The 15,153-nt window shown below is 40.8% G+C and carries 19 protein-coding genes; all 19 read left to right on the top strand.

The annotated features are described in order from the left end of the window. The first annotated feature begins 24 nt into the window (after window positions 1–24). From fliF to flhB, 19 genes are read left to right on the top strand one after another with little or no spacing between them, the layout of a single operon-like run. The gene (gene fliF, locus NST73_RS08200; protein WP_017359091.1) at window positions 25–1,617 is read left to right on the top strand and encodes a flagellar basal-body MS-ring/collar protein FliF; all 1,593 of its coding nucleotides are present in this window, start codon (window positions 25–27) and stop codon (window positions 1,615–1,617) included. Window positions 1,618–1,628: 11 nt separating this feature from the next. Continuing rightward, window positions 1,629–2,645 (top strand): flagellar motor switch protein FliG, encoded by a 1,017-nt coding sequence (gene fliG / locus NST73_RS08205; protein ID WP_034281776.1) that lies wholly within the window; start codon window positions 1,629–1,631, stop codon window positions 2,643–2,645. Further along, complete coding sequence (fliH, locus tag NST73_RS08210) at window positions 2,638–3,402, top strand: flagellar assembly protein FliH (RefSeq protein ID WP_024720351.1); 765 nt, start codon at window positions 2,638–2,640, stop codon at window positions 3,400–3,402. The genes fliG and fliH overlap by 8 nt, the downstream gene beginning before the upstream one ends. After that, window positions 3,399–4,715 carry a flagellar protein export ATPase FliI gene (fliI, locus tag NST73_RS08215; protein WP_008344803.1) on the top strand — a complete coding sequence of 439 codons (1,317 nt, stop codon included), beginning with the start codon at window positions 3,399–3,401 and terminating at the stop codon, window positions 4,713–4,715. Before fliH ends, fliI begins: the two co-directional genes overlap by 4 nt. An 8-nt stretch (window positions 4,716–4,723) precedes the next feature. Beyond that, window positions 4,724–5,167: a flagellar export protein FliJ gene (fliJ, locus tag NST73_RS08220; protein WP_024720352.1), complete on the top strand. Its 444-nt coding sequence runs from the start codon at window positions 4,724–4,726 to the stop codon at window positions 5,165–5,167. A gap of 12 nt (window positions 5,168–5,179) precedes the next feature. Beyond that, the gene (locus tag NST73_RS08225) at window positions 5,180–5,866 is read left to right on the top strand and encodes a MotE family protein (protein WP_144665396.1); all 687 of its coding nucleotides are present in this window, start codon (window positions 5,180–5,182) and stop codon (window positions 5,864–5,866) included. Continuing rightward, window positions 5,867–7,189 (top strand): flagellar hook-length control protein FliK, encoded by a 1,323-nt coding sequence (locus NST73_RS08230; protein ID WP_342499506.1) that lies wholly within the window; start codon window positions 5,867–5,869, stop codon window positions 7,187–7,189. Beyond that, window positions 7,189–7,632, top strand: a complete 444-nt coding sequence (gene flgD, locus NST73_RS08235) for a flagellar hook assembly protein FlgD (protein WP_144678821.1) — start codon at window positions 7,189–7,191, stop codon at window positions 7,630–7,632. The genes NST73_RS08230 and flgD overlap by 1 nt, the downstream gene beginning before the upstream one ends. A gap of 21 nt (window positions 7,633–7,653) precedes the next feature. Beyond that, a complete protein-coding gene (gene flgG / locus NST73_RS08240; protein WP_144678820.1) occupies window positions 7,654–8,448 on the top strand; it encodes a flagellar basal body rod protein FlgG in 795 nt (264 codons plus the stop codon). A gap of 37 nt (window positions 8,449–8,485) precedes the next feature. Further along, the gene (locus NST73_RS08245; protein WP_008344794.1) at window positions 8,486–8,701 is read left to right on the top strand and encodes a flagellar FlbD family protein; all 216 of its coding nucleotides are present in this window, start codon (window positions 8,486–8,488) and stop codon (window positions 8,699–8,701) included. Continuing rightward, window positions 8,698–9,126, top strand: coding sequence for a flagellar basal body-associated protein FliL (fliL, locus tag NST73_RS08250; protein WP_041507304.1), 429 nt, complete (start codon window positions 8,698–8,700; stop codon window positions 9,124–9,126). The genes NST73_RS08245 and fliL overlap by 4 nt, the downstream gene beginning before the upstream one ends. A gap of 32 nt (window positions 9,127–9,158) precedes the next feature. Then, on the top strand, window positions 9,159–10,157 hold the full coding sequence (gene fliM / locus NST73_RS08255; RefSeq protein WP_008354483.1) for a flagellar motor switch protein FliM: 999 nt from the start codon (window positions 9,159–9,161) through the stop codon (window positions 10,155–10,157). Then, window positions 10,147–11,268, top strand: coding sequence for a flagellar motor switch phosphatase FliY (fliY, locus tag NST73_RS08260; protein WP_007499588.1), 1,122 nt, complete (start codon window positions 10,147–10,149; stop codon window positions 11,266–11,268). The genes fliM and fliY overlap by 11 nt, the downstream gene beginning before the upstream one ends. 27 nt (window positions 11,269–11,295) lie before the next feature. Continuing rightward, window positions 11,296–11,658: a response regulator gene (locus NST73_RS08265; protein WP_003212360.1), complete on the top strand. Its 363-nt coding sequence runs from the start codon at window positions 11,296–11,298 to the stop codon at window positions 11,656–11,658. An 18-nt stretch (window positions 11,659–11,676) separates the two neighbouring features. Continuing rightward, the gene (gene fliZ / locus NST73_RS08270) at window positions 11,677–12,336 is read left to right on the top strand and encodes a flagella biosynthesis regulatory protein FliZ (RefSeq protein ID WP_041090515.1); all 660 of its coding nucleotides are present in this window, start codon (window positions 11,677–11,679) and stop codon (window positions 12,334–12,336) included. Continuing rightward, the gene (gene fliP, locus NST73_RS08275; protein ID WP_007499580.1) at window positions 12,329–12,994 is read left to right on the top strand and encodes a flagellar type III secretion system pore protein FliP; all 666 of its coding nucleotides are present in this window, start codon (window positions 12,329–12,331) and stop codon (window positions 12,992–12,994) included. Before fliZ ends, fliP begins: the two co-directional genes overlap by 8 nt. Window positions 12,995–13,010: 16 nt before the next feature. After that, on the top strand, window positions 13,011–13,280 hold the full coding sequence (gene fliQ / locus NST73_RS08280) for a flagellar biosynthesis protein FliQ (RefSeq protein ID WP_003211206.1): 270 nt from the start codon (window positions 13,011–13,013) through the stop codon (window positions 13,278–13,280). Window positions 13,281–13,286: 6 nt separating this feature from the next. After that, window positions 13,287–14,066, top strand: a complete 780-nt coding sequence (gene fliR, locus NST73_RS08285; protein ID WP_007499578.1) for a flagellar biosynthetic protein FliR — start codon at window positions 13,287–13,289, stop codon at window positions 14,064–14,066. Next, a complete protein-coding gene (gene flhB, locus NST73_RS08290) occupies window positions 14,063–15,151 on the top strand; it encodes a flagellar biosynthesis protein FlhB (protein ID WP_008344784.1) in 1,089 nt (362 codons plus the stop codon). Before fliR ends, flhB begins: the two co-directional genes overlap by 4 nt. Window positions 15,152–15,153 lie beyond the last annotated feature (2 nt).

Here is a 15,153-nt window from a genome sequence, read left to right on the forward strand (position 1 = left end):
TGAATGGAATGACCGGGGGTTAAGATGAATCGTACTTTAATGCAATTAAGAACAAAAACAGTTGAGTTTTGGCGAAATCGATCAAAATTACAAAAAATACTCATGATTGGCGGCGTAGCTGCCCTAGCAATCATTATTACGGTTGTTAGCATCTTTGCTTCTTCTGAAAAAATGGTTCCGTTGTTTAGAGATTTGTCTGAGGCAGAAGCAGGGCAAATCAAACAGGAACTGGATGGCAAAAACGTTAAATCGGAACTTGCAAATAACGGAACGACGATTTTAGTTCCAGAAAAGCAAGCAGACACTTTAAAAGTAACACTTGCATCAGAAGGACTTCCTAAAACAGGGAATATTGATTACTCCTTCTTTGCGAACAATTCCGGCTTCGGTTTAACAGATAATGAATTTGATGTTCTGAAAGTAGACGCAACTCAGACAGAACTATCCAATCTGATCAACACGATTGATGGGATTAAAGATTCAAAGGTTATGATTAACCTGCCAAAAGATTCCGTTTTTGTTGGAGAAGAGCAAAGTAATGCATCAGCATCAATTGTGCTGCAAGTTCAACCAGGCTACACGCTTACTCAGCAACAAGTAAAAGGCCTTTATCATCTTATTTCAAAAAGTGTGCCGAATTTAAAAACAGAAAACATTGTCATTATGGACCAAGATTCCAACTACTATGACTTAAACAGCAGCTCAGATTCCTATGCAAGTGGAATGGATGCACAGCAGCAGAAAAAAGAGGAGATTGAAAAGAATCTTCAACGAAAAATTCAACAGCTGCTTGGAACGATGATGGGTCAAGAGAAAGTTGCCGTATCGGTCACTACAGACATTGATTTTACTGAAGAAAAAAGAAAAGAAGATCTTGTCGAACCAGTTGATCAAGAAAACATGCAAGGAATTGCTGTCAGCGCTGAAAAGATTGCTGAAACTTATTCAGGCAATGGCGCAGCAGCTGGAGGCACCGCTGGAACAGGTGACGATGATGTCACAAATTATCAAGGCGCCGATGGAACGAACGGAAGCGGAGATTACGAAAAGAGCGAAGATCGTATCAATTATGAAGTCAACCGCATTCATAAAGATATCAAAGAAAGTCCTTATAAAATCAGAGACGTTGGCATTCAGGCACTGGTTGAACCGCCTACTGCAAACGATCCGAATTCATTAACTGCTGAAAGGCAGGATGATATCAAAAAAATTCTTTCAACCATCATCAGTACATCGATTGATAAAGAATACACAAACGGTCAAGCGCTCACTCAAGCTGACTTAGATAACAAAATCGTTTTATCTGTATCAAAATTAGACGGTAAACAGCAAACGGCAGCAGAAAACCCTTCAAACAATATTCCGATTTGGGTTTATATTGTTGGCGGTGTGCTACTACTCGCCATTATCGCTCTCATCATTCTTCTCGTACGTAAGCGAAGAAAAGAAGAGGAAGAAGAGTTTGAGTTTGATGAACGTACACCAATTCATGTTCCTGATATCGATACTGAGCCAGAAACAGAAGAAATGGTGAGAAAAAATCAGCTTGAAAAAATGGCAAAAGATAAACCAGAAGACTTTGCTAAATTGCTACGCAGCTGGCTGTCCGAGGATTAGGAGGAATACACATGTCGAGAAAAGATCCAAATCGACTAACAGGCAGACAAAAAGCAGCAATCCTAATGATTTCCTTAGGGCTAGACGTGTCAGCATCTGTATACAAACATCTGTCTGAAGACGAAATAGAAAAATTAACATTAGAAATTTCCAATGTACGAAGTGTAGATACTGCTAAAAAAGATGAAGTCATCGAAGAGTTTCACAGCATTGCCATCGCGCAGGACTACATATCACAAGGCGGCCTTATGTACGCAAGACAAGTGCTTGAAAAAGCGCTTGGTGAGGACAAAGCGGACAGCATCTTAAATCGCTTAACATCCTCACTTCAAGTGAAACCATTTGATTTTGCTAGAAAGGCTGACCCAGAGCAAATTTTAAACTTTATCCAGCACGAGCATCCACAAACCATTGCGCTCATTCTTTCCTACTTAGATCCAGTACAGGCTGGACAGATTTTATCTGAGTTAGGCGAGGAAGTACAAACTGAGGTTGCAAGAAGAATTGCTTTAATGGATCGCACATCTCCAGAGATCATCAATGAGGTGGAACGTATTCTTGAACAAAAGCTTTCTTCAACCTTTACGCAAGATTATACCCAAACGGGCGGAGTCGAAGCGGTAGTCGAAGTACTGAATGGTGTAGACCGTGCAACGGAGAAAACCATTTTAGATACACTGGAAATTCAAGATCCTGAGCTTGCTGATGAAATTAAGAAACGTATGTTTGTCTTTGAAGACATTGTTACTCTTGATAGCAGAGCCATTCAGCGCGTGATTCGAGATGTTGAAAATGACGATTTACTACTTGCACTCAAAGTGGCAAGCGAAGAAGTCAAAGAAATTGTCTTCCGCAACATGTCGCAACGTATGGTCGAAACGTTCAAAGAAGAAATGGAGTTTATGGGACCTGTCCGGCTTAGAGATGTCGAGGAAGCACAGACTCGTATTGTCAGCATCGTAAGACGACTTGAAGAGGCTGGAGAAATCGTCATAGCTCGAGGTGGAGGAGACGATATCATTGTCTAGGATTATCAAACATGAAACATCTGTTATTCCTGAACAAGGCCGTCAAACCATTCCCTTGCAGCAAGTGGAATTCAAAAGAGAACATCACGAAGAAGAGCTTGTCAACGAGACAGAAGCATCTCAGCTTGTATTAAGTGATGCACAAGATGAAGCAAGCCGTATTTTAGAACAAGCAAATCGTGAGCTGGAACAAACAATGGCTGAAATCAATCAGCGGCGAGCTGATTTTGAAGCAGAAAGAGTACAGCTCATTGAAGAAGCGAAACAAACAGGATATCAAGATGGTTTTCAAAAGGGCGAAGCAGATGCGAATTTACAGTATCAATCGATTCTTGATCAAGCGAATGACATTGTCAGCCTTGCAAAGCAGGACTATGAAGCAAAAATCGAAAGCTCTGCTGAAGAAATTGTCGAACTTGCGTTTGAGCTCGCTAAACGAGTATGGAATGCAGCTGAGGACACAAAAGAACAATTTTTAACGCTAGTGAAGCAGGTCGTTTCAGAAGTGAAGGAATATGACGATATTTCCATCTATGTCGACCCTGCACATTACGAACATGTGATGGAATATAAAGACGAATTAAATAGAATCCTTCAAAAGAATACACATCTTGCCATTTACTCGGATGAAAAAGCACCAAAAGGTACTTGTTACGTCGAAACAAGCTTTGGAAAAGTGGAAGCGAGTGTTGATACCCAAATGAATCAGTTAAAAGAAAAGTTATTAGAAGTCATTGATTCAGGTGATCACAAATGAACATAGATGTGCTAAAAGAAACGATTGAAACCGCCGATCCTTACAAACGTTTTGGTAAAGTCAATCGAGTTGTTGGACTGATGATTGAGTCCAAGGGGCCAGAAAGCTCAATCGGTGATGTATGTCTTATTCACAAAAAAGGGAGTAAGAATCATCCAATCAAAGCAGAAGTCGTTGGCTTTAAAGATGAAAACATTTTGCTCATGCCCTACGTAGAAGCCTCTAACATCTCACCAGGCAGTCTTGTTGAAGCAACAGGTGAGTCGTTAAAGGTCAAAGTAGGAACTGGTTTAATCGGGCAGGTTGTTGATGCCTTCGGTGATCCACTGGACGGCAGCATGCTTCCTAAAGGACTTGCACCTGTCTCAACAGAACAATCTCCTCCAAACCCGATGGACAGACCGCCTATTCGTGAAAAAATGGGCGTTGGTGTCAGAGTGATTGACAGCTTGCTCACAGTCGGCACTGGTCAAAGAATTGGCATATTCGCGGGAAGCGGTGTTGGTAAAAGTACCTTGATGGGGATGATTGCCAAGCAGACAGAAGCGGATCTCAATGTCATTGCACTTGTTGGAGAGCGTGGACGTGAAGTTCGCGAGTTTATCGAAAAAGATTTAGGAGCTGAAGGACTGAAGCGTTCGATTGTTGTTGTCGCAACTTCAGATCAGCCCGCACTGACAAGATTAAAAGCAGCCTATACTGCAACAGCTATTGCCGAATATTTCAGAGACAGAGGCAAAAATGTCATGTTTATGATGGATTCTGTCACAAGGGTCGCCATGGCACAGCGCGAAATAGGACTTGCAACCGGTGAACCGCCAACAACAAAAGGATATACGCCTTCAGTGTTCGCTATACTGCCAAAATTGCTAGAACGAACTGGTACAAATCAACTTGGTTCCATCACAGCGTTTTACACAGTGCTTGTTGATGGTGACGATATGAATGAGCCAATCGCTGATACAGTGCGGGGGATTTTAGATGGCCACATAGTACTTGATCGTGCACTGGCCAACAAAGGACAGTTTCCAGCTGTCAATATTCTGAAAAGTATCAGTCGTGTCATGAGTAATATCGCAAGTCATGATCACAAGGAAGCGGCTAACCGGTTCCGCCAGCTTTTATCCACATATCAAAACGCTGAAGACCTCATTAACATTGGAGCATATAAAAAAGGCTCCTCTAAAGATATTGATGAGGCCATGCAAGCTTACCCACAACTGATTTCATTTTTGAAGCAGGACGTTGAAGAGGCTGTATCGATTGAAGACAGCGTGAGGATATTGCTCAGTTTGATGAATAGAGAGGATTGACAAAAACAGTGAGATATCAATACAAATTTCAAAAGCTCTTAGAATTGAAAGAAAGTGAAAAGGACAAATCACTCGCAGCGTATCAACAATCCGTTTCGGCATTTGAGCAAGCCGCTGAAAAACTCTATGAAAATATGAGTAAAAAAGAGCTAATGGAAAAGAGCAAAGAAGAAAAGCTGAGAAGTGGGATGAGTGTTCAAGAAATGCGTCATTATCAGCAATTTGTGACGAACTTAGATAACACCATTCATCATTATCAGCAGCTTGTGATCATGAAACGCCATCAAATGAATGAAAAACAATCTGATTTAACAGAAAAAAATATTGAGTTTAAAAAGTTTGAAAAAATGAAAGAAAAGCAATTTGAAAAGTTCTCCCTTGAACATAAGGCAATTGAAATGAAAGAAATGGATGATATCTCTATCAGCCAATTCATGTTTCAAGGACATTAGGAGTCGAGATGAATGCCTAAGAAGGAAAAAACAAAGGAATCAAGCGGCGGCGGTAAATTTCAATGGATCTTGTTTATTGTCATTATCCCATTGGTTGTGCTTGTGATTGTAACGGGCACAATCCTTTATATGGCAGGTTATGATCTAAAGAAACCGCTCCAAAACATTCCGGGGATTAGCAGCTTGGTTGGATCAGATGACACATCAAAAACGTCATCTTCAAATAACGATCAACGTGATACAGAGTTGAAAGCGTTGAAAAAGACGATTAAAGAACAAGAGAATGAACTTGAAATTGCTCAAAAAGACTTGAAGACAAGTGATGAAGAGATTAAACGATTGAATCAAAAAATCAATTCACTTGAAAAAACCTCTGATAAAGAGAACACGTCAGCAAGTGACAGTTCATCAAACAGTACATCATCAAGTAATAACGCATCAGGATCTTCAACTGATTCGTCAGCATCTTCTAATCAGCAATCAAAAGGAAAGATCGCCAGCATTTATGAAAGCATGGATGCAGGGAAATCTGCCAAAATTCTATCAGAGCTAAGTGATAAAGAAGCTTTGAAGATCCTTGAAGAGCTGAGTAAAAATAAGCTGACGGACATATTAGCAAAACTGACACCTCAGAAGGCAGCAACGTTCACGAAGGAGCTTGCCAAAAAAGAAGAAAGTGAAAATGGAGGTGGACAATAAGTGAAGCTATTGGACATTGGAGCCTTACAGCAATCTTCCCAAGGTCTCTCGGGACTAAAGGGAGAGGGGGCAGTATCTGCTCGCGGCCTGTTTAAACAATTGTTAAATGGCGCAGGTATTCAAAGTGGTCCAGCTATTTCTCAGCCAGCGGAAACTACTCTATCCATGAATGATGCGATGCAAATCATTGAAAAATGGATGCAATCACCTCAAGAAGGAATAGATGGAGATCTTCTTGCGGCACTTCAGGCGCTGCAAGGTCAAAAGCTTGAGGGGGCTGACTTAAAGTCACTTGAAGAGCTATTTCAAAAGATGGAATCGGTTATCTATGGCGATCAGGATGAGAAGCCAGTTGCTGAACATAGTGAACAGCTCATACAAGTCCACTTTTTCTTATATCAAATACTGAATCAGCAGCCGGTTAACTTTGATGCAAAACTTGTACAGGATATTCAAGCAAAAGGTGAAGATTTCATCAAGTTTCTAACGAAAAACGGAGCAGATGAAAAGCTCATTCAACAAGTAAAAGAGCAGTTCTTCGCGCAAGGATCGGCACCTAAGCTGAATAATATGTCGCAAAGCGAGCTGAAACACTTTAATCAGTTAATCGATCATATGATGGCGAATGCGAAAGGGTCAGATAAAGAGTGGAAAATTTCCTTAGGAGAGTTAAAAGAAATGGTTGCTCCAAGGCAAGAATCTTCCTTCTCATCTCCAGCAAAAGGTGTTGCCTCACTTGAATGGCTCATGAAAAAAGAAGTCACCAAAGGTCAAGGCACTACGGCACCTGCTTCTGAAAAAACAATCACCCATACGCTGCTTCCAGGGCATAAACAGTTCTTCCAACTGCAATCAGCTGCTCCTGTGCAGCAGACGCAAACAACTGACGAAAAGCCAGGCACGGTTGATCAGCAGATTTTAAATACGTGGAAACAAATGAAGTTCACACCATTTGGCAATTCAAGCGGACGGTTTACCGTACGATTAAATCCAGAAAATCTAGGGTTTATTACCATCCAGCTAACGAAACAAAACGGGATGTATGCGAGTAAAATTACAGCTTCAACGCAAGCAGCAAAAGAGCTGCTCGAGCATCATCTGCCGCAGCTCAAGCAGGCGCTACCGAATATGTCGGTTCAAGTTGACCGTTTCCATATACCGCTTCAGTCAAATGAGCAGCCGTCTTTTGGACAATTTAATGAGGAAGGCAAGCAGCAGCCATCAAAAGGACAAAGTTTCCAGCAGCCTGAAGAACAGGAAGCTGAATTCCAAGATGTACTAGATGCGCTTGTTGGATCAGAAGAAGAAGAGGAGGAGATCTAATGGCAACTGTTGATGCGACGAATAGAACAGCCGCACAAGCGGACACTTCTTCAAACGCAGCAAAGAAAACAGATACACTTGGCCGAGATCAGTTCTTGAAAATCTTACTTACGCAGCTTCAAAACCAAGATCCGACAAACCCGATTGATGACCGTGAGTTTGTCACACAGCTTGCAACATTTTCTTCTTTAGAACAGCAAATGAATATGAACGAATCTATCACTCAAATGAATCAGATCATGTCTACATTTGTTGCACACCAAGATCCATTTACGACATATGTAGGATGGATTGGTAAAGAAGTAGCGGGCAAACAAGATGATAAAGACATATCTGGTACTGTGAAGTCTGTGAAAAACATAGACAATGAATACTTCCTATATTTAGAAGATGGAACGAAAATCAGCCCATGGGATGTTACAACTGTTGGAGAAAAATCGTAAGCAAATCGAGGAGGAAAATAAATGTTACGCTCACTTTACTCAGGAATTAGCGGAATGAAAAACTTCCAAACAAAATTAGATGTTGTAGCCAATAACGTGGCCAACGTCAATACACACGGATACAAAAAAAGCCGTATCACTTTTAAAGATATGGTCAGTCAAACCATTGCAAGTTCTGGTGGACCGACGAATAACTCTGGTTCAATCAACTCAAAACAAGTTGGATTAGGATCAGCTTTATCTTCTATTGATAAAATCATGACATCAGGTTCTTCTCAAAATACAGACGAACCATATGATTTCTATATTAATGGAGATGGATTTTTCCGTATTGAAAAGCAAGGTGAAATCCTTTTTACAAGAACAGGGAACTTCAGACCTGATTCAGAAGGGAATTTAGTAACATCTGATGGAAACTATCTTCTTGGCATGGATGGGCAGAGAATCAACATTCCACGAGACAATGTGTCAAGTGTTAGTGTTGGGCCAGATGGGACCGTTTCTGTTGTTGAGAACAACGTTTCTCGTACTGTTGGACAAGTATCACTTGTGTCTTTCAGTAATGCAGGAGGACTAGATAAAGTTGGGGATAACTTATATCGCCAAACGCTCAGTTCCGGTGCACCAAGTAATGCCATGGCTCCTGGAACTCAAGGAACAGGTGAACTTCAAACAGGTAAACTCGAAATGTCAAACGTTGATTTAACAGACGAGTTTACAGAAATGATTATCGCACAGCGTGGATTCCAATCGAATGCAAAGACGATCACAACATCTGATGAAATTCTGCAAGAACTTGTGAATCTGAAACGATAGGAGGTAGGAGGAGCGGTTTATCGCTTCTCTGCTTAATATGATTGAAGTGACAAGATTAAATGGCAAAGGATTTATGCTCAACGCTCTCCATATCGAGCAAATCGAAAGCTTTCCAGACACGACCATTACACTCGCCAATGGAAAGAAATTCGTTGTGAAAGAAGATGAAGAGCAGCTTCAGGAGAAAATCATTTCTTTCTATAGAAAAATCCAAGTCATTTCATTGAATCAAGGAATAGAGGAGTTTGAATGAAGAAGAAATTAGTCGTAGTAATGCTAATCATGATTATTGCTATCGTCGGAATTGGAGCAGGTATTTTCTTTCTGGTGAATGGGTCAGACGAAGCAAAAGCAGAAAAAGAGCCAACAGCAGATGAAGTCGTAAAAGCTTCTGTTGAAATTCCTGAGATTGTGACCAATTTAAAATCTGAAGGAAATGCGGTTAAACTTGTACTAAATATTGAAACTGATTCAGAAAAAGCCAAAGAAGAGCTTGAAAAAAGAAGCTTCCAAGTGAAAGATGCCGTGATTGACATTTTATCAGACACGAATGCAGATGAACTTGATGGCAAAAAAGGCAGAGAACATTTTAAAACACAGGTCAAAAACAAAGTGAATAACTATTTGCAAGATGGCAAGGTGAAAGAAGTTTATATAACCTCCTTTAATCTGCAATAGAGGCGATTAATTGACACGATGGAGGTGAAGAAATGTCAGGAGAAGTGCTTTCCCAGAATGAGATCGACGCATTATTATCCGCCATATCAACAGGCGAAATGGATGCAGAAGAGCTGAAAAAAGAAGAAACGACGAAAAAAGTGAAAGTGTACGACTTTAAACGTGCACTGCGCTTTTCAAAAGACCAGATTCGAAGTTTAACAAGAATTCATGATAACTTCGCTAGACTGCTTACCACACACTTTTCAGCGCAGCTAAGATCATATATTCAAATTTCTGTCAGCTCGGTTGACCAAGTGCCATATGAAGAATTTATTCGTTCGATTCCTAATATGACATTATTAAACTTATTTTATGTCAGCCCGCTTGAAGGAAGAATCATGCTTGAAGTGAACCCAACGATTGGCTATGCCATGATGGATAGGCTGATGGGTGGGATTGGCATTAGTCATAATAAGACAGAATCACTGACAGAAATCGAAACAAAGATTATCTCAAACATGTTTGAGGGAGCTTTGGAAAACTACAGAGAAGCGTGGCAGTCCATAACCGACATCGAGCCAGAAATGGCAGATTTCGAGGTAAATCCCCAGTTTGTTCAAATGGTGTCACCAAACGAAACAGTTGTCGTCATTTCTCTTAATACACAAATTGGTGAGGTAAGCGGGGTTATTAACCTCTGTATTCCTCACGTAGTATTAGAGCCTATTATTCCGAAGCTGTCTGTACACTACTGGATGCAATCTGAACGAAATGAACCGAAACAAGAAGAAACAAAGGCCATTGAAAAACGGATTATGACGGCGAAAATACCGGTAGTCGCAGAGCTTGGACAATCGGAAATGACGGTGGAAGAGTTTTTGAATTTGGAAATTGGTGATTGTATTGCCTTGGACAAACCAGTAAATGCGCCTCTTACTGTTATGGTCGGAAATAAACCGAAATTCTTGGGACAGGCCGGCCGCGTGAATCGGAAACAGGCGATTCAAATTCTAGATCACGACATAAGAGGTGAAGAAGATGGAGAATAACGGAAGTAAATTATCACAAGATGAAATCGATGCGCTCCTTAAAGGAGGCAGCAATGACGATATAGAGCCTGATACACTCCTTTCTGCAATGGAACAAGATGCCATTGGGGAAATCGGAAATATATCATTTGGAAGCTCTGCAACAGCACTTTCAACCCTATTAAGTCAAAAAGTGGAGATTACAACTCCAACTGTCACAGTGATTCAAAAAAGCAAGCTGAATGAGGAATTTCCTCATCCGTATGTCGCGATTGAAGTGAATTATACGGAAGGCTTTAGCGCTAGTAACCTGCTTGTCATCCAGCAAACCGATGCGGCAGTCATTGCGGATTTAATGATGGGCGGAGATGGAACAAATGCTGACCCGTCGTTAAGTGAAATTCACTTAAGTGCAGTACAAGAAGCGATGAACCAAATGATGGGTTCAGCAGCGACGTCCATGTCAACAGTCTTTAATAAAAAGATTGATATTTCTCCGCCTCGCGTTGAGTTGCTTGATGTGAAAGAAGGAGAAGGCACAGACCGCATTCCAGCTGAAGAGATGCTTGTCAAAGTGTCCTTTAGATTAACAATAGGTGAACTCATAGATTCAAATATTATGCAGCTTTACCCTATTACGTTTGCGAAAGATTTGATTGCAGAATTAACAGACCCAGCGGAAGAAGAGCCGGTTCAAGAAGCACCTCAGAGTGCACCTGAACCACAGCAGGCTGCTCCGCAAGCACAATCTGCTCCTATGCAGCAATCGGCACCGCCGAAAAGACAGGCGAAGCCAAAGCCGGCAGAACCTGTCAATGTGGCGCCAGTTGAATTTGAGGCATTTAGTGAGCCTCAGCATACAACAAGTCAGCTCGGTAATCTTGATATGCTGATGGATATTCCACTTTCCATTACAGTGGAGCTTGGAAGAACGCAGCGCAGTGTGAAAGAAGTACTTGAACTTTCCGCTGGAAGTATCATTGAACTGGACAAACTTGCAGGTGAGCCAGTCGACATTCTGGTCAACAAACGAATCGTCGCCAAAGGAGAAGTTGTTGTCATTGATGAGAACTTTGGTGTACGTGTGACTGACATTTTAAGTCAGTCTGAAAGACTTTCTAATTTAAAATAAACAAACATATAGGGAGAGAATAAGTAAATGGCTACTAAGGTATTAATCGTAGATGATGCAGCATTCATGAGAATGATGATTAAGGATATTCTTGTAAAAAACGGATTTGATGTAGTAGGAGAAGCAGAAAACGGCGCACAAGCTGTTGAAAAATTTAAAGAAACATCTCCTGATCTAGTCACAATGGATATTACAATGCCAGAAATGGACGGGATCACAGCATTAAAAGAAATTAAACAAATCGATGCTTCTGCAAAAATCATTATGTGCTCAGCGATGGGACAACAATCAATGGTTATTGATGCCATTCAAGCAGGTGCAAAAGACTTTATCGTGAAGCCATTCCAGGCAGACCGTGTACTTGAAGCAATTAATAAAACGTTAGGCTAAAAAAGGGTGTAAGACTTGTTGAAAAAACGTTTGATATGTATAGCAATGATCAGTTTTATGCTTTTCTTGACAGCGCAGCCAGCCTCACTGTTTGCTGAAACAAAAGATCCTGAAAATGGCATGGTGAATGACTGGATCAAAGATGAGAAAGAAAGCAAAAAGGATACAGAAAAGAAAACCACTGACAATCAAACGAATCCGGCAGAAGAAGTTCCCTCTTCTTCTGTCTCCATTATGGATTTTGTCAAAATGATTGGTGCCTTACTTTTTGTCATCCTGCTCATTTACGGATTGGTGAGATTTGTTGGAAAGCAAAACCGCTTACTCAAGCCATTTCGCTATGTTGAAAATATTGGCGGAACGACGGTTGGTCAAAATCGTTCAGTTCAGCTGATCAAAGTGGGCAAACGAGTATTAGTTGTCGGCGTAGCAGACTCAATCCAGCTACTAAAAGAAATCGATGATGAACAAGAATGCGAAGCGATTGTGAAACAATACGAAGAAGCGATGGAAAGTAAGACTGACTTACCGAAAATGATGCAAAAATTAACATCGCAAGTGAAGAAACACGATCAGCCGACCACTTCTTCTTTTTCAGCCAATTTAAAGGCGCAGCTAGCCGAATTGAAAAAGACCCAATCAGAAGTCAGAAAGAAAGGCCCGAAACAAAATGAATGAGTTTATCGATTTATTTAATTCCAGTGGCGCAGGGAATATTAGCACATCTGTCCGTCTTCTTTTATTGTTAACTGTATTTTCAGTTGCACCAGGCATTCTTATTTTAATGACCTGTTTTACACGGATTGTGATTGTTCTTTCGTTCGTCAGAACATCACTTGCAACCAACTCAATGCCGCCAAACCAAGTGCTTGTAGGACTTGCTTTGTTTCTCACATTTTTTATTATGGCACCCACGTTCTCAGAGATTAATAAAGAGGCACTCACGCCGCTTTTAAATGATGATATTACGTTAAATCAGGCCTATGAAAAAGCCGAAGTGCCAATTAAAGAGTTTATGAGTAAACATACGAGACAGAAAGATTTGGCTTTATTTCTTAGTTACGCAAAAATGGATACCCCTGAATCGATTAAAGATATTCCTTTAACGGCGATGGTACCAGCGTTTGCAATTTCAGAATTAAAGACGGCATTTCAAATTGGTTTTATGATTTTTATTCCATTTTTAATTATTGACATGGTGGTCGCAAGTGTCCTGATGTCGATGGGGATGATGATGCTTCCGCCGGTTATGATATCGCTCCCTTTCAAAATATTGTTATTTGTATTAGTTGATGGATGGTATTTGATTGTTAAATCTTTGCTGCAAAGCTTTTAGAGTAGGTGCTTAAAACATGAGTTCAGAATTTGTCATTACGATGGCTGAAAGATCAGTGTATGTTGTATTACTTGTCAGCGGGCCGCTTCTAGCGCTCGCACTAATCGTGGGACTAATTGTCAGTGTGTTTCAGGCGACAACCCAAATCCAAGAACAGACGCTTGCGTTCATTCCGAAAATTGTTGCAGTGCTCATTGGGCTTGTTGTGTTTGGTCCGTGGATGCTTTCAACAATTGTGTCATTTACAACAGAGCTGTTCTCGAATTTAGATCGATTTGCAGGTTAATCAGAGATGTCAATCATAGAATTATTTCCTGCCTTTCTTCTCGTTTTCATTCGGATCACCGCTTTTTTCGTGACAGTGCCGCTATTAGCGCATCGAACGATACCAGCAGTTCACAGAGTTGGTTTTTCACTGTTTTTGGCTGTCATTAGTTTTAGCACCATTAAAGAACCGCCAGCACTCGATATCGATGGTCTTTATATGATGCTTGCCGTGAAAGAAGCAATGGTCGGACTTCTTCTTGGACTGATTGCATATATCATGGTGTCCGCAGTTCAAATTGCCGGCTCATTCATCGATTTTCAAATGGGTTTTGCAATCGCCAATATTATTGATCCACAAACAGGGGCGCAAACGCCGCTGATGGGGCAGTTTTTTTATACGGTGACCTTGCTACTGATGCTGGCAACAAATGCACATCATTTGCTGCTTGATGGAATCTATTACAGTTTTCAATATATTCAAGTTGATCAGTATGCGCTGAACTTCGGTAGTGAATCCTTTGCTTACTTTATTGCAAAGAGCTTCAACCAAATGTTCATCATAGCCTTTCAAATCTCAGCACCTGTTGTGGCTAGTTTGTTTTTAGTCGATTTGGCATTAGGAATTGTGGCACGTACAGTTCCACAAATGAACGTATTTGTCGTTGGACTTCCCATTAAAATGGGCGTGAGTTTTATTATGATCATCATTTGTATGGGTGTCATCTTCGGGGTCGTCCAAAATACATTTGAAACGATTGTGCTCACCATGAGGAATTTCTTAGCATTGGTCGGTGGTTCGTCATGACGACAAGACTTAGACTCGACTTGCAATTTTTCGCAGGTGAAAAAACAGAAAAAGCAACACCGAAAAAAAGACGGGATTCACGTAAAAAAGGGCAGGTTGCCAAAAGTACCGACGTCAATACAGCCATCTCATTTCTACTAATCTTTTTATCATTCTTTTTTATTGGGCCTTTTATGAAAGAGCGTATTATTGCGCTCATTGAACGTTTTTATTCAACAACGATGCTAATGAAGGTTAGCACATCTAATATTCACCAGTTGTTCTTGGAATTGCTTCAAGAGACAGGTCTCCTCCTCATGCCAATTCTTGGTGTTGGGATGCTTGCAGGGATCATTAGTAACTATTTGCAGGTTGGCTTTCTCTTTTCGACAGAAGTAATCAAACCGAAATTAGAAAAACTCGATCCAATCAAAGGGTTTAAACGAATATACAGTATTCGAGCACTCGTTGAGCTATTAAAATCCATTTTGAAAATTGGTTTTGTTGGTTTTGCAACATTTATCGCTCTATGGATGCACTTTGACGAAATCTTGCGGCTCCCTCTACTCACTGCAGAGGAAACTCTTCATTTCGTGGCAAATATGACCTTGATTATGGGGCTATATGCAGCAGGTGCTCTTCTGATCTTAGCCGGGCTTGATTATATGTATCAGAAATTTGATTATGAAAAAAACTTACGGATGTCTAAACAAGACATCAAAGATGAGTATAAAAAATCAGAGGGTGACCCGCTCATAAAATCAAAAATTAAACAGCGGCAAAGGGAAATGGCCATGAGACGGATGATGCAGGAAGTCCCAAAAGCGGACGTCATCATTACAAACCCGACCCACTACGCAATTGCCTTGAAATATGACGAAGAAAAGATGGACGCACCCTATGTTGTGGCAAAGGGAACAGATATTTTGGCTTTGAAAATTAGAACAATTGCGAAAGAACATGATGTCATGACTGTAGAGAACCGGCCACTCGCCCGCGCCCTCTATGATCAAGTGGATATCGACCAAGCGGTGCCGGAAGAGTATTTTAAGGCGATCGCAGAAATTTTGGCTTACGTATATAAAACGAAACAAAAGATTTTATGAAT

This window comes from Bacillus sp. FSL W7-1034 (assembly GCF_038593365.1).
In the GTDB taxonomy this organism is placed as follows: Bacteria; Bacillota; Bacilli; order Bacillales; family Bacillaceae; genus Bacillus; species Bacillus altitudinis.

Excerpts from the sequence above, each read along its gene's own strand:
- fliF (WP_017359091.1), top strand. The coding sequence starts at position 25 with ATGAATCGTACTTTAATGCAATTAAGAACAAAAACAGTTGAGTTTTGG.
- fliG (WP_034281776.1), top strand. The coding sequence starts at position 1,629 with ATGTCGAGAAAAGATCCAAATCGACTAACAGGCAGACAAAAAGCAGCA.
- fliI (WP_008344803.1), top strand. The coding sequence starts at position 3,399 with ATGAACATAGATGTGCTAAAAGAAACGATTGAAACCGCCGATCCTTAC.
- NST73_RS08225 (WP_144665396.1), top strand. The coding sequence starts at position 5,180 with ATGCCTAAGAAGGAAAAAACAAAGGAATCAAGCGGCGGCGGTAAATTT.
- flgD (WP_144678821.1), top strand. The coding sequence starts at position 7,189 with ATGGCAACTGTTGATGCGACGAATAGAACAGCCGCACAAGCGGACACT.
- flgG (WP_144678820.1), top strand. The coding sequence starts at position 7,654 with ATGTTACGCTCACTTTACTCAGGAATTAGCGGAATGAAAAACTTCCAA.
- NST73_RS08245 (WP_008344794.1), top strand. The coding sequence starts at position 8,486 with ATGATTGAAGTGACAAGATTAAATGGCAAAGGATTTATGCTCAACGCT.
- fliL (WP_041507304.1), top strand. The coding sequence starts at position 8,698 with ATGAAGAAGAAATTAGTCGTAGTAATGCTAATCATGATTATTGCTATC.
- fliM (WP_008354483.1), top strand. The coding sequence starts at position 9,159 with ATGTCAGGAGAAGTGCTTTCCCAGAATGAGATCGACGCATTATTATCC.
- fliY (WP_007499588.1), top strand. The coding sequence starts at position 10,147 with ATGGAGAATAACGGAAGTAAATTATCACAAGATGAAATCGATGCGCTC.
- NST73_RS08265 (WP_003212360.1), top strand. The coding sequence starts at position 11,296 with ATGGCTACTAAGGTATTAATCGTAGATGATGCAGCATTCATGAGAATG.
- fliP (WP_007499580.1), top strand. The coding sequence starts at position 12,329 with ATGAATGAGTTTATCGATTTATTTAATTCCAGTGGCGCAGGGAATATT.
- fliQ (WP_003211206.1), top strand. The coding sequence starts at position 13,011 with ATGAGTTCAGAATTTGTCATTACGATGGCTGAAAGATCAGTGTATGTT.
- fliR (WP_007499578.1), top strand. The coding sequence starts at position 13,287 with ATGTCAATCATAGAATTATTTCCTGCCTTTCTTCTCGTTTTCATTCGG.
- flhB (WP_008344784.1), top strand. The coding sequence starts at position 14,063 with ATGACGACAAGACTTAGACTCGACTTGCAATTTTTCGCAGGTGAAAAA.